Annotated in this window: 18 protein-coding genes; 6 read left to right on the forward strand and 12 right to left on the reverse strand. The window is 33.1% G+C overall.

Annotated features, from left to right (window positions below; genetic code table 11):
• Window positions 1-85: 85 nt before the first annotated feature.
• The 11 genes from DMZ43_RS06310 to DMZ43_RS06360 form a co-directional block, all read right to left on the reverse strand.
• Complete coding sequence (locus DMZ43_RS06310; protein WP_131506732.1) at window positions 86-622, reverse strand: hypothetical protein; 537 nt, start codon at window positions 620-622, stop codon at window positions 86-88.
• A gap of 21 nt (window positions 623-643) precedes the next feature.
• Window positions 644-1,390, reverse strand: coding sequence for a 3-oxoacyl-[acyl-carrier-protein] reductase (gene fabG / locus DMZ43_RS06315; RefSeq protein WP_131506733.1), 747 nt, complete (start codon window positions 1,388-1,390; stop codon window positions 644-646).
• Window positions 1,391-1,526: 136 nt separating this feature from the next.
• Complete coding sequence (locus DMZ43_RS06320) at window positions 1,527-4,499, reverse strand: pitrilysin family protein (protein ID WP_131506734.1); 2,973 nt, start codon at window positions 4,497-4,499, stop codon at window positions 1,527-1,529.
• A 94-nt stretch (window positions 4,500-4,593) separates the two neighbouring features.
• Complete coding sequence (gene sucD, locus DMZ43_RS06325) at window positions 4,594-5,466, reverse strand: succinate--CoA ligase subunit alpha (protein ID WP_129760095.1); 873 nt, start codon at window positions 5,464-5,466, stop codon at window positions 4,594-4,596.
• Window positions 5,467-5,533: 67 nt separating this feature from the next.
• A complete protein-coding gene (locus DMZ43_RS06330; RefSeq protein WP_131506735.1) occupies window positions 5,534-5,941 on the reverse strand; it encodes a nuclear transport factor 2 family protein in 408 nt (135 codons plus the stop codon).
• Window positions 5,938-6,876 (reverse strand): UDP-3-O-(3-hydroxymyristoyl)glucosamine N-acyltransferase, encoded by a 939-nt coding sequence (locus DMZ43_RS06335; RefSeq protein WP_131506736.1) that lies wholly within the window; start codon window positions 6,874-6,876, stop codon window positions 5,938-5,940. Before DMZ43_RS06335 ends, DMZ43_RS06330 begins: the two co-directional genes overlap by 4 nt.
• 6 nt (window positions 6,877-6,882) lie before the next feature.
• Complete coding sequence (gene efp / locus DMZ43_RS06340) at window positions 6,883-7,449, reverse strand: elongation factor P (RefSeq protein ID WP_129760098.1); 567 nt, start codon at window positions 7,447-7,449, stop codon at window positions 6,883-6,885.
• Between the two features lie 3 nt (window positions 7,450-7,452).
• Complete coding sequence (lpxA, locus tag DMZ43_RS06345) at window positions 7,453-8,238, reverse strand: acyl-ACP--UDP-N-acetylglucosamine O-acyltransferase (protein WP_129760099.1); 786 nt, start codon at window positions 8,236-8,238, stop codon at window positions 7,453-7,455.
• Window positions 8,239-8,332: 94 nt separating this feature from the next.
• On the reverse strand, window positions 8,333-9,739 hold the full coding sequence (locus DMZ43_RS06350) for a bifunctional UDP-3-O-[3-hydroxymyristoyl] N-acetylglucosamine deacetylase/3-hydroxyacyl-ACP dehydratase (RefSeq protein WP_131506737.1): 1,407 nt from the start codon (window positions 9,737-9,739) through the stop codon (window positions 8,333-8,335).
• Window positions 9,726-10,754, reverse strand: coding sequence for a UDP-3-O-(3-hydroxymyristoyl)glucosamine N-acyltransferase (gene lpxD / locus DMZ43_RS06355; RefSeq protein WP_129760101.1), 1,029 nt, complete (start codon window positions 10,752-10,754; stop codon window positions 9,726-9,728). Before lpxD ends, DMZ43_RS06350 begins: the two co-directional genes overlap by 14 nt.
• A gap of 25 nt (window positions 10,755-10,779) precedes the next feature.
• Complete coding sequence (locus DMZ43_RS06360) at window positions 10,780-12,009, reverse strand: HD domain-containing protein (protein ID WP_131506738.1); 1,230 nt, start codon at window positions 12,007-12,009, stop codon at window positions 10,780-10,782.
• Between the two features lie 35 nt (window positions 12,010-12,044).
• Here DMZ43_RS06360 and DMZ43_RS06365 point away from each other — a divergent pair, with 35 nt between their 5' ends.
• The 6 genes from DMZ43_RS06365 to DMZ43_RS06385 all read left to right on the forward strand — a co-directional run bounded on the left by DMZ43_RS06365 (window position 12,045) and on the right by DMZ43_RS06385 (window position 16,658).
• On the forward strand, window positions 12,045-13,598 hold the full coding sequence (locus tag DMZ43_RS06365) for a bifunctional response regulator/alkaline phosphatase family protein (protein WP_129760103.1): 1,554 nt from the start codon (window positions 12,045-12,047) through the stop codon (window positions 13,596-13,598).
• A 102-nt stretch (window positions 13,599-13,700) separates the two neighbouring features.
• Window positions 13,701-14,156 carry a tRNA (adenosine(37)-N6)-threonylcarbamoyltransferase complex ATPase subunit type 1 TsaE gene (gene tsaE / locus DMZ43_RS06370; protein WP_131506739.1) on the forward strand — a complete coding sequence of 152 codons (456 nt, stop codon included), beginning with the start codon at window positions 13,701-13,703 and terminating at the stop codon, window positions 14,154-14,156.
• A 156-nt stretch (window positions 14,157-14,312) separates the two neighbouring features.
• Entirely contained in the window at window positions 14,313-14,459 is a 147-nt protein-coding gene (locus DMZ43_RS14935) for a hypothetical protein (RefSeq protein WP_165353677.1), read from the forward strand.
• Window positions 14,398-14,949, forward strand: coding sequence for a hypothetical protein (locus tag DMZ43_RS06375; RefSeq protein WP_129760105.1), 552 nt, complete (start codon window positions 14,398-14,400; stop codon window positions 14,947-14,949). The genes DMZ43_RS14935 and DMZ43_RS06375 overlap by 62 nt, the downstream gene beginning before the upstream one ends.
• Window positions 14,950-15,006: 57 nt before the next feature.
• Window positions 15,007-16,206: an alanine dehydrogenase gene (locus DMZ43_RS06380; protein ID WP_131506740.1), complete on the forward strand. Its 1,200-nt coding sequence runs from the start codon at window positions 15,007-15,009 to the stop codon at window positions 16,204-16,206.
• An 80-nt stretch (window positions 16,207-16,286) separates the two neighbouring features.
• Window positions 16,287-16,658, forward strand: coding sequence for a hypothetical protein (locus DMZ43_RS06385; protein WP_131506741.1), 372 nt, complete (start codon window positions 16,287-16,289; stop codon window positions 16,656-16,658).
• A 31-nt stretch (window positions 16,659-16,689) separates the two neighbouring features.
• On the opposite strand, the gene DMZ43_RS06390 is transcribed toward DMZ43_RS06385, so the two are convergent.
• Window positions 16,690-20,787, reverse strand: a complete 4,098-nt coding sequence (locus tag DMZ43_RS06390; RefSeq protein WP_131506742.1) for a T9SS type A sorting domain-containing protein — start codon at window positions 20,785-20,787, stop codon at window positions 16,690-16,692.
• Between the last annotated feature and the right edge of the window lie 9 nt (window positions 20,788-20,796).

A 20,796-nucleotide genomic window follows, 5' to 3' on the forward strand; every position in this document is an offset into this window, starting at 1 on the left:
TTTGATTTATATATATACTGAAAAAGCGCTAATAAAAGCGCTATGATTCCAGATAGTATTATATATATAATGGTGCTTTCTTGCACTATTGTTTAACTTTTATAATTTCAAAACCGTCTAAAAAACGTTCTATTTTACTATTATTATCATTTTCAGGCGTGCAAATTACTTGTGAAATGTACATTGAGTTTACAACTAAAGCAACACGTATGTATATAAAACCGCCTTGAATTTCAATTTTGACATCTCTTCCTGGGTAGCCATTGAAGGTGATTTTTTTATCAAATATTAAAGTGCCGTTTACATTACTTACTGCTCCTTTAACTGCTCCATCTAAAACAGTAGTATTATACTTATCATCTGCATCTATAAATTGTTCTTCAGGATAATCAGATTTTATTGTACTATACACAACATTATCGTCTTGTTGTGGAGTACACATAACCATATGCATGTCTAGTGTTCCTACTGCTGTTTCAACTTGTTGTACAGTACGCTTAGGCGTTTCGGGAAAATATGCTATAAAAGCTAAATCTTCAGATTTGTACTTTTGCCAATCTTGAGCTATTGCCTGGATAGATAATAAGCAACAAATTGCAATTAAATAAGAGAGTTTTTTCATAAGATTTGAATAATATATTGATTAGGTTAGCATTCCTCCATCAACGTTTAGGGTTTGACCAGTAACATAAGCACTCATATCACTAGCTAAAAACACACATACGTTTGCAATATCTTCTGGTGTACCACCACGTTTTAATGGTATTGCATCTCTCCATCCTTTTACTGTATCTTCATCTAGCTTTGCAGTCATTTCAGTTTCTATAAACCCAGGAGCAATCACGTTACTTCTAATGTTTCTTGAACCTAGTTCTAATGCAACCGATTTTGAAAATCCTATTATACCAGCTTTTGATGCTGCATAATTAGTTTGTCCTGCATTACCTTTAACCCCAACAACAGAACTCATATTAATGATAGATCCTTTACGTTGTTTTAGCATAGTTCGTTGTACTGCTTTTGTCATATTAAAAACAGATTTAAGGTTAACTTCAATAACCTTATCAAAATCTTCTTCAGTAATACGCATTAATAGGTTGTCTTTTGTAATACCTGCGTTGTTTACTAATATATCAATGCTTCCAAATTCTTTTACAACATCATCAGCCAACTCTTGAGCTTGATTAAAATCTGCAGCATTACTTTGATAGCCTTTAGCTTTAACACCAAGTGCGTTTAATTCATTTTCTAATTGATTAGCAGCTTCTACAGAAGAGCTATAGGTAAAAGCCACATTGGCTCCATGTTGTGCAAAAACTTCAGCAATTCCTTTTCCAATACCTCTACTTGCACCTGTTATAATAGCTGTTTTTCCTTCTAAAATTTTCATTGTTAGTTTTAATATTAGTTGATGTTCAAATATAGCAAATACAAGTTGCACGAAATAAAAAAACCTCACAAATTCTTGTGAGGTTTTTAACATTGTTATTGAGATTCCGAAACAGGTTTCGGAATGATAATTTCAATTACAGCTTTACGTCTTCAGGCTTTTCGTAGTTGAATAAATGATCAACATCCATTTCTTGTACTTCACCTAACTTACTTAACGCTTTAAAGTCGATTTCCTTTTTGTTACCAATAACCATTACGTTATAGTTTTCACCCTTAATATTTGTATTGAAAAAGTTTCTTAAATCTTCAATAGTCATATCTTTTATAGTGTTATAGATTTCTTCTCTGTTATCGTTATCTATACCTCTTTTTTGAAGCCCTTCATAAGTCCAGAAGATATTAGATTTTGTAATACGTTGTGCAGCAATCTTTTTTAATGTAGCTTCTTTAGCAGCATTAAATTGCTCTTCAGCTTCAGGCATATTAGTCATAAGCTCCATCATTGCATCTACTGCTTGTGGCATCTTGTTTGCTTGAGTACCAATGTAAGCCATTACATAGTTAGACTCGTCTTTATCACTTGCATTACTATAGCTAGAAAACGCTGAGTAAGCTAACGATTTAGACTCTCTAATTTCTTGGAATACAATTGAAGACAAACCACTACCAAAATACGTGTTAAATAAAGTAGAAGCTGCCATGTTTTCAGCTTTAAAAGGCTCTCCTTTTGCTAAAAATAACATTTCAGACTGTACCATATCGTAATCTACAAAATACACGTTACCTCCTGTTTCTTTTTCAACATAAGCTGTAGCTTCAGGGTATTCTTTTAACTCTGCAGGTAAAACGTGATGTGTATTTAATGCTGCGATAGCTGCATCAACATCTTTACCATAATAGAATACACGCTGTTTGTAGTTTTTCATGTCTTTAACTAAATCAACTAACTCTTGTGGATTTACTGTTGCTAGCTCACTAGCTTGCATGATGTTTCTTAATCTAGAATTATCACCATACTTACCATAATTCATTAATCCGTTAAAAAGAATATTTCCTTTTTGAGTTTTACCGTCTTGTCTTCCTTTTATGATTTGATCAACATACTTATCATAAGCTTCTTGGTCTGGAACAGCATTAGCCCATAAATGCTCTAATAGCTCTAGCCCTTTAGGCAAGTTTTCTTTTAAACCACTCAACCCTACATAAGACTTCTCTGAACCTGCACTTACATAATAATCGATACCTAATTTGTAAAATTCTTTCTTAAGATCTTCAGCTGAGTATTTATCAGTTCCTAAGTACTCTAAATATCCAACAGCTAATCCTAACTTTTTATCGTTATCACTTCCCATATCAAAAATGATATTTAAGTCGAAAAGATCGTTCAACTCATTTTCAATATAAGATACTTTAATTCCATTATCGGTTTTAGATTCTTTAATAGCTGTTTTGTAATCAACGTATTGTGGCTGTAATTCAGCAGCTTCAATAGCATTAAAGTTTGTTAGGTACTCAGAGCTCTTATCTCTGTTAAGATTTACAGGAGTAATACCAGGATTTTCAACCTTTACGATTGAGTTATCTTCTCCTTGACGCTTATAGGTTACTACATAATTGTCTTTGTAAAAACCATTAGCAAAATCTACTAATTCTTGTTTAGTGATTTTCTTTAAATCATCTAAAAACTTCACTTTTCTTTGCCAATCTTCGTGGTGAATAAAAGCATTATAATACATTGAAGCTAAAGCAGTACTGTTTTCGTACTGTCTAGTTTCGCTAAGCTTAAGGTCGTTAATAACTGCGTCTAACATCCAATCTTCAAATTCTCCTTTTTTAAGCTTATCTATTTGAGCTAATAGTAAATCTTTAACTTCATCTAGTGTTTGACCTTCTTTAGGAGAACCATTAAATGTATGGTATCCATAATCATTTAAAAACATTGGTGAACAACCTGCATTTTGTACTGCTTGTTGCTGATTTAAATTTAAATCAATTAAACCTGCTTTACCATTAGCTAAAATCATATCGGCAAGTGTCATTAATTTTTCTTCATCAGTATTTACACCTTTAGAACGGAAAGCAATAGATACACTTTCTGATGTTGGTCCAAACACTTCTTTTACAACTGGAGCAGTTATTGGTTCTTCAACTGGAAGTGTAGGATGAGTAACTTCTTTACGTTCTAATTTTCCAAAAGTTTCATTCACTTTTTTTATTGTAGCATCAAAATCCAAATCACCAACTAATACCATTGCCATGTTGTTTGGCACATAATATTTATCGAAATAATTATGAATTGCTACCATTGAAGGATTTTTTAAATGTTCTCCTGTACCAATAGTAGTTTGTTGTCCGTAAGGATGGTTTGGAAATAAACCATCTAACATTGCAGCATATGCTTTTCTGTAATCGTTATCCTGACCTCTGTTAAACTCTTCAAAAACAGCTTCAAGTTCAGTATGGAACAATCTTAATACTAATTGACTAAAACGCTCACTCTCTAATTTTAACCATTTATCTAACTCATTAGCAGGAATTTTGTTTTTGTAAACTGTTTCCTCAAACCAAGTATGTGCATTTGTTCCTGTAGCACCAAGAGAGCTTACCATTTTATCATACTCGTTAGCTACACAATAGTTTGAAGCCTCTAGCGATACTTCATCTATCTTCTTATAAAGCGCTTTTTTCTTTTCAGGATCAGTTTCAGCTTTATGTTCTTCATACAAATCAGAAATTTGCTTTAAATACTCTTTTTCTTTTTCCCAGTCTAACGCACTAATCTCATCAGTACCTTTAAACACCATGTGCTCTAAGTAGTGTGCTAATCCAGTAGATTCTTTAGGATCGTAGTTAGAACCAGCTCTAACAGCTATATAAGTTTGAATTTTTGGCTCGTCATTATTTTTACTTAAGTATACTTTTAAACCATTGTCTAGAGTATACAAACGTAAACCTGTTGGGTCGTTTTCAACAGTTTCATAAGAAAACCCACTAGCGTCTTTATGGGTTTCAACAGCATAAGCCAAAGTGTCATTGCCTTTATCGGTCTTGCAGCTAAATACTACAAACAGTGATAAACACAAGTAAAGTAATTTAAATTGTTTCATTTGTTGATTTGTTAATTGATAAAAAAATTCCGTTGACTAAGATACAGCCAACGGAATGATAACGAGATATTTTTGTATATATTTTAACAAAAAGTTATGATAAAACTTCTGCTACTTTTTTACCTATTTCAGCAGGTGAATCAACTACATGAATTCCACAATCTCTCATAATTGCTTTTTTAGCTTGTGCAGTATCGTCACTACCTCCAACTATAGCTCCAGCATGACCCATTGTACGTCCAGCAGGCGCAGTTTCACCAGCTATAAACCCAATAATAGGTTTTTTGCTTCCGCTGTTTTTATACCATTTAGCAGCATCGGCTTCTAATTGACCTCCAATCTCTCCAATCATAACAACAGCTTCAGTTTCTGAATCGTTAATTAACAACTCAACAGCTTCTTTAGTTGTTGTTCCAATAATTGGGTCTCCACCAATACCAATTGCTGTAGTAATTCCTAAACCTTGTTTTACTACTTGGTCAGCCGCTTCATAAGTTAATGTTCCTGATTTTGAAACAATCCCTACTTTTCCTTTTTTGAAAACGAAACCAGGCATAATACCTACTTTAGCTTCACCAGGAGTGATTACTCCAGGACAGTTAGGACCTATTAAACGACAATCTTTATCTTTAATATAGTTTGAAGCCGTAATCATATCAGCAACTGGAATACCTTCAGTAATTGTGATAATTACTTTAATACCAGCATCAGCAGCTTCCATAATTGCATCAGCAGCAAACGCTGGTGGTACAAATATAATAGTTGTATCTGCTCCTACTGAATCAACAGCTTCTTTTACAGTGTTAAAAACTGGTTTATCTAAATGAGTTTGACCACCTTTTCCTGGTGTAACACCTCCAACAACATTGGTTCCATACTCAATCATTTGTCCAGCGTGAAAAGTACCTTCACTACCTGTAAAACCTTGTACTATAATTTTTGAATTCTTATTTACTAAAACGCTCATCTATATTTTGATTTTTATTTTAAAAAACGTTACAAAAATACTGTTTTAACACCTATAAAAAAGTGTTTTATACTTTTATTTTTGAAAATGATTTAAGACTCTCTAAACTTACATCTGCTTGCTGGCTTATTTCGTAACCACGATAGAGTTTATTGTCTTTTAACTCCCAGATAGTTATAAAATGTGCCATTGGTTGTTCTTCATCAGGATCTTCAATTGTTCTTACATAGACAGTATATCTCGTAGTCACAAAATTTTCATCGGCTAACAGATGACTGATTTCAACTCTAAACGACTCATACGTTCTACTGATATCTAAGAATAAATCTTTAATATCATTAAACTTTAAAACAGAAAACCCTTTACTACTACTCCAATGCAATAAACAATCTTTATGTAGATAATTATCAATTACAGTTGTATCATTGGCAAAATCTGATTCATAAAAACGTTTTACATATTCTTTTGGAGTCATGATTTATTTTTTAATTGTTCTAAAATTTCAGGAATCTTCTTGATAGAAGCTATTTCTTTATATTTAGATCTAAAATCGTCTGCTGGTGTCCCAAAATAGCTATTGTTACCTTCAAGAGATTTACTTACTCCTGATTGTGCAGAAATAACTGCTTTTGAACCTATGGTAATTCCGCTGGTAATACCTACTTGTCCCCAGATAGTTACTTCGTCTTCAATTACTACACAACCTGCAATACCCACTTGCGATGCAATGAGACATTTTTTACCAATAACAGTATCATGCCCTATTTGAATTAAGTTATCTAGCTTAGAGCCTTCTCCAATGGTAGTATCTCCTGTAACACCTTTATCAATTGTACAAGAAGCTCCTATATCAACATTATCTTGAATAATTACTCGACCTCCAGAAAGTAAACGATCAAAACCAGTTGGTCTTTTTTTGTAGTAAAACGCATTTGCTCCTAATACAGTACCTGAATGTATTGTAACATTATCACCAATAACAGCATCATCATAAATACTTACATTAGAATGAATAACACAATTGTCACCTATTATAACATTATTACCAATAAAACAATTGGGTTGAATAACTGTGTTTTTTCCAACTTTTGCAGTCTTTGATATTGCAATATCAGAAGCTTGAAACGGTTTAAAATGTTGCGTGAGTTTATTAAAATCTCTAAAAGGGTCATCACTAATTAATAGTGCTTTTCCTTTAGGACATTCTACCTCTTTATTAATTAATATTATGGTTGCAGCAGATTGTAATGCCTTATCATAATACTTAGGATGATCAACAAACACAATATCTCCTGGTTCAACCACATGAATTTCGTTCATGCCCAAAACAGGAAAGGTCTCTTCTCCAACATAATCACACTTAATTATGCTAGCTATTTCTTTTAAAGTATGTGGTTTAGAAAATTTCAATTAAAGCTATTCTTTAATTCTTTCTTTGTAAGTTCCTTTTTCAGTTTCAATCTTAATCTTGTCTCCTTCATTAATAAACAAAGGAACATTAACCTCTGCTCCTGTCTCAACAGTTGCAGGTTTTGTTGCATTAGTTGCTGTGTTTCCTTTAACTCCAGGTTCAGTTGCAGTAACTTCAAGAATAACGCTTGCAGGCATTTCAACAGACAAAGGTAAATTATCTTCTGTGTTGATAAGCACAGTTACTACTTCTCCTTCTTTCATTAATTCAGGTCTGTCTAAAGCAGCCTCCAATAAACGAATTTGAGTATAATCTTCAGTATTCATAAAATGGTAAAATTCACCATCGTTATATAAAAACTGGAATTTGTGAGTTTCCACTCTAACATCTTCAATTTTATGTCCTGCAGAAAAGGTATTATCTATAACTTTTCCTGTAGTTACACTTTTTAATTTTGTACGAACAAACGCTGGACCTTTACCAGGTTTTACGTGTAAAAACTCTATAATTTTATAAATATCATGATTGTATCTAATACACAATCCGTTTCTAATATCACTTGTAGTTGCCATAAATTAATTTGATTTAAAATATCCTTTCATAATACCTCGTTGAGAGTCTTTGATAAATTGAAGTATTTCATCGCGTTCTGAAGTCGCTTCCATTTCAGCTTCAATAATCTCAGCAGCTTGGGTATTGTTATAATTTTTTTGATACAGAATTCTGTATATATCTTGAATTTCTCTAATTTTTTCGGTTGAAAACCCTCTTCGTCTTAGTCCTACAGAATTAATACCAACATAAGACAAAGGCTCTCTTGCTGCTTTTACATAAGGAGGTACATCTTTTCTTACCAAAGATCCTCCTGTTACAAAAGCATGATTACCAATTGAACAAAACTGGTGTACAGCAGTCATACCAGCAAGTACAACATAATCTCCAACAGTAATATGACCTGCTAATGTTGAGTTGTTTGAAAAAATACAGTTATTACCTACAATACAATCGTGAGCAATATGGCAATACGCCATAATTAAACAATTGTCTCCTACAACTGTTTTCATCTTATCGGTTGTACCTCTATTAATGGTAACACACTCTCTTATAGTTACATTATCACCAATAATTGTAAGCGTGTCTTCGTCTTTGTATTTTAAGTCTTGAGGAACTGCAGAAATTACAGCCCCAGGGAAAATATTACAGTTTTTTCCTATTCTTGCACCTTCCATAATGGTAACATTACTTCCAATCCAAGTGCCTTCACCAATAGTTACATTATTGTTGATTGTTGTAAAAGGTTCTATTACGACATTCTTTGCAATTTTTGCTCCAGGATGTACGTATGCTAATGGTTGGTTCATTTTTATAATTTTAATTTAAATAAATAGGTGAAAATGTATTCGCCTATTTGATTGACCAAAGCACTTAAAATATAAGTTTCTGTCTGGTTCATGTTTATTTCACTTTAGATATTTGAGCCATAAGTTCTGCTTCAGCACATAACTTTCCGTTTGCATAAGCATATCCTTGCATGTGGCATATACCACGACGAATAGGTGTAATTAAATCACACTTAAATATCAATGTGTCACCAGGAACTACTTTTTGCTTAAACTTAACATTATCTATTTTCATAAAGAAGGTTAAATAGTTTTCAGGATCTGGCACTGTACTTAACACCAAAATACCTCCTGTTTGTGCCATAGCTTCAACTATTAAAACTCCTGGCATTACTGGAGCTCCTGGGAAATGGCCTGCAAAGAAAGGCTCATTCATAGTGACATTTTTCATACCTATAACACCACTATCAGTCAATTCAAATATTTTGTCAATAAGCAAAAATGGCTGTCTGTGAGGCAACATTGCCATAATTTGATTGACATCCATTAATGGTTCTTGGTTTAAATCTACACTAGGAACATTGTTACGTCTTTCATTTTTAATGATTTTAGACATTTTTTTAGCAAACTGCGTATTGATATAATGCCCTGGCTTGTTAGCTATAATTTTCCCTCTAATTCGAGTTCCTACTAAAGCTAAATCTCCTATTACATCTAACAGTTTATGTCTAGCCGCTTCGTTAGGATGATGTAACGTAAGATTATCTAAAATTCCGTTTGGTTTTATTGCTAGAGTCTCTTTATTAAAAGCTACTTTAAGTTTTTCGGTAGTTTCTTTTGACAGTTCCTTATCAACATAAACTATTGCATTGTTTAAGTCGCCTCCTTTAATAAGTCCATGCTCTAAAAGCATTTCTAGTTCATGTAAGAAACTAAAGGTTCTAGAGTCTGAAATATCATCTTTAAAATCGGAAATATGATTTAAAGTTGCATTTTGAGTGCCTAATACTTTTGTACCAAAGTCAACCATTGTTGTAATTTGATATTCTTTAGAAGGCATAACAATAATTTCGCTACCTGTTTCTTCATCTGAATACGACACAACATCAGATACTACATATTCTTCTCTAAAGTCATCTTGCTCTTCGATTCCTGCATTTTCCAATGCTTCAACAAAGAATTTTGATGATCCATCCATAATTGGAGGTTCTGAAGCGTTTAGCTCAATAATAACGTTGTCAATATCCATTCCAACCAAAGCAGCCAAAACATGTTCAGAGGTTTGAATAACAACTCCATTTTTTTCTAAACATGTACCACGTTGTGTGTTGGTAACATAGTTTGCATCAGCTTCGATTACTGGATTACCTTCTAAATCAATTCTTTTAAAAGAGTAACCATTATTTACAGAAGCAGGTTTAAAAGTAAGTGTTACATTTTTTCCTGTATGCAACCCAACACCTGTAAGCGAAACTTCTTTTTGAATGGTTTTTTGCTTAACGTCTGTTTTAATTATTGCCATTTACTTTTTTTTCTATTTCATTAATATCTTTTACAATCTTAGGAAGGTTTTTAAAGTATACATAGGATTTATTAAAATCACCATAACTTAATGCTGGCGAACCTTGTAACACTTCATTATCCTTGATGTTTCGTCCAATTCCTGATTGTGCTTGGATTTTTACATTATTTCCTATTGTTATATGTCCTACAATACCAACTTGACCACCTATAATACAGTTTTCACCAATTTTAGTAGATCCTGCTACACCTGTTTGAGCAGCAATAACTGTATTTTTACCAACTTCAACATTATGTGCAATTTGTATTTGGTTATCAAGCTTAACTCCTTTTCTAATAATTGTAGAGCCTAACGTTGCTCTATCAATAGTGGTAGCAGCACCAATATCTACATAATCTTCAATAATTACATTTCCGGTTTGTGGTACTTTGCTATATTCTCCTTTTTCATTAGGTGCAAAACCAAAACCATCAGCTCCAATAATAGCCCCAGAGTTAATCACACAGTTTGAGCCTATGCAACTTTCAGAATAAATTTTAGCTCCAGAAAACACTATGGTATTATCACCAATTGTAACATTGTCTCCTATGTAAGCACTTGGAAATATTTTTACATTATCTCCTATTTTTACCTTATCACCTATATAAGTGAATGCGCCTACATAAACGTTTTCTCCATAGCTTGCTGTTTCTGAAATAAACGAGGGTTGTTCAACTCCGCTTTTATTAAGTTTTACCTGATTGTAATACTCCAACAATTTTGAGAACGATTTATAAGCATCTTCAACTTTTATTAAAGTTGTAGTGATGTCGTTTTCTGCTTCAAAAGTTTTATTAACTATTGTAATTGATGCCTTTGTAGAATAAATATAAGGCTTGTATTTAGGATTAGCCAAAAAGGTTAATGACCCTTCGGTTCCTTCTTCTATTTTGGAAAGTTTAGAAACTTCAACATCGGGATTTCCAATAATATCACCTTCTAAAATTCCTGCTATTTGTGTTGCTGTGAATTTCATTAATCGCAAAAATAGAAAAAATGTATCACATTTTATCCTTAGGATAACATATATAATATTTAGTCACTTGTTTTGAAAGGGACTTGATGTTGAACTGGTCTGATACTTTAGCGATGTCTACTATCTTTCCATTTTTTTGAAGAATATTAATCCCTTGCTTTTTGGCATTGTAAGCCTGATTAGAAATTTCGCCATAAAACACAAAATACTCAGCTTCATCTTTAGATATTGAATGCTTGTTCATTAGGTTTTGAGTGTGTTTTTGCAAAACATCTTTCTTTATCCTTTTATTCTTTATTTTAACTTTAAGTAAATCTCTATTTATAATCATTTCGCAAAGGTTTCTCAGTACAAAATCTTCATGAAACTGCCATGTTTTCATTGCTGAAACAATATCATAATCGTCTAACCGTGAAAAGGCTTCTAGAGTATCTTTATTAAAATCATCTAGTGAGATTTCATTCTTAAGAAAATACTGCAAAGGCTCACTTGCTTGCAAATGAACTCCTTTATTAGTTAACTCCTTAGCTCTACTCAACACCTTCATTAACAATTGTTCAGCCGCTAAACTAGTTTTATGCAAATACACTTGCCAATACATAAAACGTCGTGCTACCAAAAATTTCTCAACACTATAAATGCCTTTTTCTTCAACAACCAACACATCTTCAACTACGTTAAGCATAGTTATTAATCGCTCACTGTTAATATTTCCCTCAGCAACTCCAGTGTAAAAACTATCACGCTTTAAATAATCTGATCGATCCATATCTAATTGACCAGATATTAATTGACATAAAAACTTTCTGGAATAGTTACCTTTAAAGATAGCTATGGCAAGCGTTAAACTTGAGTTAAATTCTTCGTTCAACTGCTCCATAAAAAGCAGCGAAATATCCTCATGCGATACTCCATTAACTATACTATGCTCCATAGCGTGTGAGAATGGACCATGACCAATATCGTGCAATAAAATGGCAATATATAGTGCATCTTCTTCTTCTTTGGAAATTGTAACTCCTTTAAAACGAAGTACATTCACCGCTTTTTGCATTAGATGCATACAACCAATTGCATGATGAAATCTAGTATGATGTGCACCTGGATAAACCAAATAAGACATTCCCATTTGGGTTATTCGTCTTAAACGCTGAAAGTATCTGTGTTCAATTAAATCAAAAATTAACGAATTTGGAATAGTAATAAATCCGTAAATTGGGTCGTTAAATATCTTAAGTTTGTTTACCTTATTCAAACTTCAATTTTTACTTTAAATTTAAACAAATATACATGAACAATATAAATATTCTTTGGGTTGACGATGAAATTGATTTACTTAAACCACATATTCTCTTTTTAGAACAAAAGCAATATAAGGTTACTACATGCAAAAGTGGTACTGAAGCTATCGAAATTATTAACGATACTAACTTTGATATTGTTTTTTTAGATGAAAACATGCCAGGACTTACAGGATTGGAAACCTTGAATGAGATTAAAGAAAAGCGTGCTAACCTTCCTGTGGTTATGATTACCAAAAGTGAAGAAGAGTATATTATGGAAGAAGCTATAGGTAGTAAAATAGCCGATTACCTTATAAAACCTGTAAACCCAAATCAAATACTACTGAGTTTAAAAAAGAATTTGGATCATTCTAGGTTAGTTTCAGAAAAGACAACTTCTAACTACCAACAAGAGTTTAGGAAAATAGCTATGGACTTATCTATGGTTAACTCTTTTAAAGAATGGGAAGAATTGTATCAAAAACTGATTTATTGGGAATTACAGCTTGAAGACATTGAAGATGTTGGCATGACTGAGATTTTAGAATCTCAAAAAAGTGAAGCTAACCAACAGTTTGGAAAATTTATAGACAAGAACTACCCTAGTTGGTTTGATCACAACACCGAAGCACCAATAATGTCACATACCTTATTTAAAGAAAAGGTTGTACCTGAATTAAGCGACAAACAACCAACTCTTTTTGTTGTTATAGATAATTTGCGTTACGACCAATGGAAAGCATTTGAGCCTATTGTAAACAATTACTACAAAAAAACATACGAAGAGCCGTTTTACAGTATTCTCCCTACAGCTACGCAATATGCAAGAAATGCTATTTTTTCTGGTTTAATGCCAAGTGATATGGAAAAGCTACATCCAGACCTTTGGAAAAACGACACTGATGATGGTGGTAAAAATTTACACGAAGCTGAGTTTCTTGAAGCACAATTAAAACGCTTAGGGCTATCACACTTAAAACATGAGTATCACAAAATCACAAACCTAAAATCTGGAAAGAAACTAGTTGAAAACTTTAAAGCTTTAAAAGACAACGACCTTACTGTAGTGGTTTACAATTTTGTAGATATGCTTTCTCACGCTAAAACCGAAATGGAAGTTGTAAAAGAGTTAGCTTCAAACGATAAGGCATACAGATCTTTAACACAAAGCTGGTTTAAAAACTCTCCATTATTAGAAATGATTCAACAAGCACAGCTTCTTGGTTTTAAGCTTATTTTAACCACAGACCATGGAACCATTAATGTAAAAAACCCATCAAGAGTAATTGGTGATAGAGATACCAGTTTAAATTTAAGATACAAAACTGGACGTAGCCTAACTTATGAAAATAAAGATGTACTTGCAGCTAAAGATCCAAAGACCATACATTTGCCTTCAATCACGATGAGTAGCTCCTATATTTTCGCAAAAGGCGATGTGTTTTTAGCTTACCCAAACAATTATAACCATTATGTAAGCTATTACAGAAACACTTATCAACATGGTGGAGTGTCTCTAGAAGAAATGATTATTCCGTTTGTTGTCATGAGTCCAAAATAATCTATGTAATGCAAAAAAATCCGACGAAATACACTTTTTATTGGTTTTTCTCGAATTTTATTCTTATACTTGTGCTGAATTTTATACTTAGCAAGTACAATTTTGGAAACAACTTATCAAATATCTGATATTCATTCAATTGCTGAAGCAGTTATAAAACATGCATCTTCTAGAACAATTTTGTTTTACGGAGAAATGGGTGTTGGCAAAACTACACTTATAAAAGCGATTGTTGAACATCTTGGTAGTAATGATTTGGTAAGTAGTCCAACATTCTCACTTGTTAACGAATATTCATCTCCTTCTGATTCAATTTTTCATTTTGATTTTTATAGAATTGAAAACGAGGAAGAAGCATTAAATTTTGGTATTGAAGATTACTTCTACTCTAGTGCATGGAAACTTGTAGAATGGCCAGAAAAAATTCCAAATTTAATACCAGATGACGCAGAAATTATAACAATTCTTTCTGATGAAAATGGTAAAAGAACCCTCAAATTTGACCAAAACATAAAATTAACCAAAAAAAAACCTATGGAGCAGCAAAATTTTTTGTAAAAAAAGTGACATCACACCAATAGAGCATAGTTGCAAAGTACGGAAAAACCGTAACGTTCAAGCGATTTCTGAAAATTATTTTAACATTTCTTTAACAGAATTTAACTCCTGTTGATTCTAAATTTGAAGTAATTAATTAATTAAATCCCTTGAATTATGAAAACAAAAAAGTACGTATTAGCAGTTGCTATTTTCGGTGGAATGTTATTTGCAGCACAGGCTACAAATTTAATTGACTTAAATGACCAAACAACAACAAACATCGAAAAAGCAAAAATCAAAATTCCAGGTCAAGGAAAATAGTGCTAAGTCATTAGTATATGGAACTATTATTGCTACTTTAATAGCTTTAACTCCATATATTTTTACCTTTTACGAGAGTGTCCCTAACGTTAAAGTTTGGGACACTTTTTTGTTTACATATAGCAGTAACTATTACACTAGTGCACAAATCACAGCTTGGACACTTATGAATAAGTTAATTCCGTTATTACTTATTTTTGTTTGGTTTTTTACATCAAGACATTGGTGGTATCATGCACTATTAGTGCCAATTGCAATGTATGTATATCAAGTAATTGAAATATTTAATGACGATTTAGAGTTTATAGATACTAGCAAGCAAATTTTTTATTTACTACCTGTTATGGCTATAGTTGTTCCTTCAATATACCTTATAAGAGTTAGAATCTTTGATAAATTAAATGATGCTGATAAGACTATGCAAGACTTAGAAGATGAATTTAAAATTAAGCCAAAAGGTATTTTAGGAAAACTTAAAGATTACTTTTAAAGAGTTCTTTTAAAATTCAAATTATTATTTGTAATTTGAATATTATTTCAATCACAAATGAGTAAATCTTTATCTCCTTTTACAAGGGCTCAACTTTTGCCTCAAGAAGAAAAACTAGAAGTTTTAAGAAAAAAAGGCAATCTATACATTGGTATTCCAAAAGAAACTTATTTTCAAGAGAAAAGAGTTTGTTTAACTCCTGATGCAGTATCTGCTTTAGTGTCAAATGGACATAGAGTAATGATAGAATCTGGAGCAGGCGAAGGTGCTAACTTTAAAGACAAAAACTACAGTGAAGCAGGTGCCGAAGTTACCAAAGATACAGCTAAGGTCTACTCTAACCCTATTATTCTAAAAGTTGAACCACCTTCTCTTGACGAAATAAAACTTATTAATCCGCAAACGCTTCTTATTTCTGCATTACAGTTAAAAACTCAAAGTAAAAAATACTTTGAAGCTCTTGCTTCTAAACGAATTACAGCTTTAGCTTTTGAATTTATTAAAGATGAAGATGGTGCATATCCTGCTGTGCGATCACTTAGTGAAATTGCTGGAACAGCTTCAATTTTAATTGCTTCAGAATTACTATCTAATGTTAATGGTGGTAACGGATTAATGTTTGGTAATATTAGTGGTGTTCCTCCTACTGAAGTTGTAATTATAGGTGCTGGTACTGTTGGTGAATTTGCTGCACGTTCAGCTATTGGGCTTGGAGCCAATGTAAAGGTTTTTGACAATTCTATTACCAAATTACGTTGTTTACAGTCTAACTTAGGAAGAACAATATACACCTCAACCATTCAACCAAAAAACTTAATTAAAGCGCTAAAACGCTGTGATGTTGCTATTGGAGCTGTAAGAGGAACCAATAGAGCTCCTATTGTTGTTACTGAAGAAATGGTTGGCAGCATGAAAAATGGAGCTGTTGTAATAGATGTTAGTATTGATATGGGAGGCTGTTTTGAAACTAGTGAAATTACAAATCATGACCATCCAACTTTTGAAGTCAATGGAGTTACTCACTATTGTGTACCTAATATTCCCGCTCGTTACTCTAGATCTGCATCAGTTTCTATCAGTAATATTTTCACACCTTATCTACTAAAAATTGCTGAAGATGGTGGTATTGAAGATGCTATCAGGTTTGATAGAGGTTTAAAAAATGGTTTATACTTATATCATGGTGTTTTAACCAATAAGTCGGTAGCTGATTGGTTTGGTCTTAACTATAATGACGTAAACTTGCTTATTTTTTAGTTCAATTCATCTTTACTAAGTTGGAGTTTTGCTAAGGTTAAAAAGGGTTGTATTTTTACAGAAAATTTTCAATTTAACTAATGAAATTAATACAACGTATAGGTTACTACTTAGGAGGATTTTCAATAGGTTTAATACTTTTAGCCTTTTTTTTAAGAGGAAAAAACACTTCGTGTGATTATGGTCCAAACGCAAGAACCATTAAAAACATTTCAATTAAAAAACGATTGCTCTCTGATGAAACGAAAGCAATTATGAATACTCATGATATAGACACTACTACTATCACTAATTTAATTTTAACTGGAGATGTTAACTTTCAAGAAAGTGATACAAAGTCTGAAGATTGCAAAACTTATGTTATTGAAAACAAGTTAAATAAAAGTGATATTGCACTTCATATCAAAAACTGTGATTCAGTAGCTACTGTTCTTTCAATAGATTTTAAATAAAAAAGACTTGGATAACCAAGTCTTTTCTTTTTTATCGAATAGGAATTTTTTTAACGAGTGCTTTATCATCGTATATCAACCTGATGATATAGATTCCTCTAGAAAATGAGCTTGTATCTATTTCTTTTATCACAGTTGACTCATCTTCTTCTTCAAAATCAATAGAAAATACGTGTTTTCCAGTAATATCAAATATAGACATGTTATTCACATTAACGCTTTGACAACCTGATACACGTACTTTTAACACATCTGTTTGTGGGTCTTGATATACTAGAAAATCAAACTCCTCAGGCTCATCAGGAGTTTCTATTGATGAACAATCAACCACTGAAACAATCACTGAGGTCTCATCAAAATCTAACGCATTAAATACTGTTACCGAATATTCTAAACTCTCTTCAGGCGATACAGTTATGCTTTCAGTTGTATCTCCTGTACTCCATAAATACTCATCTCCTCCTGAAGCTGTAAGTGTAACAGTCTCTCCTAAACAAATTTCATTTTGCTCAACATCAACAACTGCTGTAACTTCTTCTAACACATTAACTGTTATTTGCTTCTCATCTTCACAATTGTTTATAAATCCTGTAACTGAATATGTTGTTGTAACACTAGGATTAACAGCTATATTGGGTTGAGTTGCACCATTGCTCCATTGGTAACTATTAGCTCCTGTTGCTGATAAAGTGACATAATCACCTTGCAATATCATAACTTCATCTCCATTTTGAATAATAACATTTGGATTAGGATTAACAGTAACTGTGACTTCATCTTCATCTTGTTGATCACCTACATAAGCAATAACCGAATAAGTTGAGGTTGAACTAGGACTTACTGTTATACTTTGTGTAGTAGCTCCTGTACTCCATAGATAACTTTCTCCTCCAGAAGCTGTCAAAACAGTTTCGTAACCTTGACAAATACTAACATCATCTCCTGCATTGGCAATTACTAGGTCTTCAACTGACACTAAAACAGAATCTGATGCTTCACATCCATTTGTAAATCCTGTAACTGAATAAGTTGTGGCCTCTGCTGGACTTACTGTTATACTTTGGGTAGTTTCTCCTGTACTCCATAAATAAGTATCTGCTCCAGTAGCTGTAAGCGTAGTGCTTTCTCCTACACTTATTGTAACATTAGAACCTGCATCAACAATTGGTAATTCATTTACAGTAACCATCACTTGATCAGTACTTGAACAATTGTTTTCAAAAACTTCAACTGAATATGTTGTTGTTTCACTTGGTGATACAGTTATACTTTCTGTAGTTTCTCCTGTACTCCATAAATATGTACTTCCTCCTGAAGCTGTTAGCGTAATAGAGTTACCTAAACAAACAGACACGTCTTCTCCTGAATTAGCAATGGGAAGTGCATTTACTGTTACAGTAACATCATCTTGATCTGAATTACTTCCAGATTCATCAAAAACTGTAACAGTGTATATTGTTGTTTCAATTGGACTTACTGTAATACTTTGTGTAGTTTCACCTGTACTCCACTCATACGTTGCTCCTCCTATAGCTATTAAAACCACTTCTTCTCCTTCGCAAATCGACACATCTTCTCCTGCATCAGCAACTACAGTACTACTTTGCAAAAAAACAGTAACAGTGTTCGTGTTTTCACAACCATTTGCAAATCCTGTAACTGAATAAGTTGTAGTCTCTGCTGGACTTACTGTTATACTTTGGGTAGTTTCTCCTGTACTCCATAAATAGGCATCTGCTCCAGTAGCTGTAAGTGTAGTACTTTCTCCTACATTTATTGTAACATTAGGACCTGCATCAACAATTGGTAATTCATTTACAGTAACCATCACTTGATCAGCACTTGAACAATTGTTTTCAAAAACTTCAACTGAATATATTGTTGTTTCACTTGGTGATACTGTTATACTTTGGGTAGTTTCTCCTGTACTCCATAAATATGTACTTCCTCCTGAGGCTGTTAGCGTAATAGAGTTACCTAAACAAACTGACACATCTTCTCCTGCATTAGCAACAGGAATTAGGTTTACAGTAACAGTTACATCATCTTGATCTGAATTACTACCAGATTCATCAAAAACTGTAACAGTGTAGACTGTTGTTTCAGTTGGACTTACTGTAATACTTTGTGTGGTTTCACCTGTACTCCATTCATACGTTGCTCCTCCAGAGGCTGTTAAAACCACCTCTTCGCCTTCGCAAATCGATACATCTTCTCCTGCATTTGCAACTACACTATTATCAACAACTGTTACAGTTACAGTATCAGAAGCTTCACAATCAGCCACAAAACCTGTTACTGAGTAAGTAGTTGTTTCGATTGGACTTACTGTTATTGACTCTGATACCTCATCAGTATCCCATAAATATGTATCTCCTCCTGAAGCTGTTAGCGTAATACTTTCCCCAAGATTAATTGTTACATCTTCTCCTGCGTTAATTATAGGAAGCTCACTAACAGTTACTAGTACTTCATCACTACTAGAACAATTGTTTTCAAAAACTTCAACTAAATATGTTGTTGTTTCACTTGGAGATACAGTTATACTTTCTGTAGTTTCTCCTGTACTCCATAAATATGTACTTCCTCCTGAAGCTGTTAGCGTAATAGAGTTACCTAAACAAACTGACACATCTTCTCCTGCATTAGCTTCGGGTATTGCATTAACAGTAACTATTACATCATCTTGATCTGAATTACTTCCTGATGCATCATACGCAGTAACAATATAGGTTGTTGTCTCAGTTGGACTTACTGTAATACTTTGTGTAGTTTCACCTGTACTCCACTCATACGTTGCTCCTCCAGAAGCTGTTAAAACCACCTCTTCTCCTTCGCAAATCGATACATCTTCTCCTGCATTTGCTGTTATGCCTGTTGGATCTTGTGGTGCTTCTACAACCCACAACAAGGGATAAGAATTGTTTTCTAAGCTAGCGTTATCCCAATTACTTGCGAATATCACCTTAGAACCATCTCTATTTGGTACTGCATGAGCTTGATGGCTATATCCTGAATTTAAATTAGTATTATGCTTGGTAAATCTTTCTATAGTTTGAGAATTATCTAACTTAATAGCAAAAATCTCTCTTGTTGCTTCATAATTATTTACATTAGATGGATGCCCTTGTTCACTTACATAAGCCCATCCTGGTCTGTTTAAATTTCTAGTACTAATATGTCCTCCCCAAAGGCCACTATCACCTGATCCTCCTGAGAATGGAAAAATTCCTTGTTTTGCTCCATTATCTAATCTTGCATAAGACAAACTATAACCACTAACACCTTGGTATGCCACATAAACTTCATTTCCTTGAGCATCGTATCCTATATCTCCATGAGGTCTTCCGCTATATAAGTGTATTTCATTATTCATGTACTTATCGTAAGCTTTAATACCTTGCAATGGTCCTGAACCATCAGAGTATCCACTCATTACTACATATTCACCAGATTGTGATACAGACACCCAATCAATATTAGCAGTTCCTAGAGACTTTGTTCCTAGAATTTCATCATTAAATATATCGTAAACTAATATCGTTTTTTGTGATCCACTAGTTGCTATTAAAGCCACATAACGATCATCATTGGACAAATTACCTTCTCCATCTCCAACACTTACAGATGAATATCCTGAAAAGGTTTTTAAAACAGTTTCGCTTTGTGTAACTATATTTCTTCTGAATAATTGGTTCTCATGTGAATCATACGTAATGTCTGGTTCAACATTACTCCATAATGAACGACAATAAGCAGTAGTTAACACCTCATAAGTATTACCATCTAAAATTTTTGATGGCCAACCTGCAGTCATAATTTTAGTGCCATCAGCATTCCAAGGTTGCTTTTTAGCATAAATATGTCGTAATTGAGAACAATCACAACCAAATACATTTTCATCACTTATTCGGGTAACATTATTACCTGTTAATGGGTCCGTAAACGTAGCTAAATAATCAGGCACACTAGTTGGTACTTGATAAGTTCCCCAATCAACTGAATTAACATTAACATCAGGTGGGTAAACTTGAGCTATACTATAATGCGATACAAATAAAATTAAACACAGTGCTTTTTTAAAACACAATAGGCCATAATTATGGCAACCAAAATTTAGGGGCTTCATCTACTATTA

The sequence above is a fragment of the Meridianimaribacter sp. CL38 genome (assembly GCF_004328055.1).
Lineage (GTDB): Bacteria > Bacteroidota > Bacteroidia > Flavobacteriales > Flavobacteriaceae > Gaetbulibacter_B > Gaetbulibacter_B jejuensis.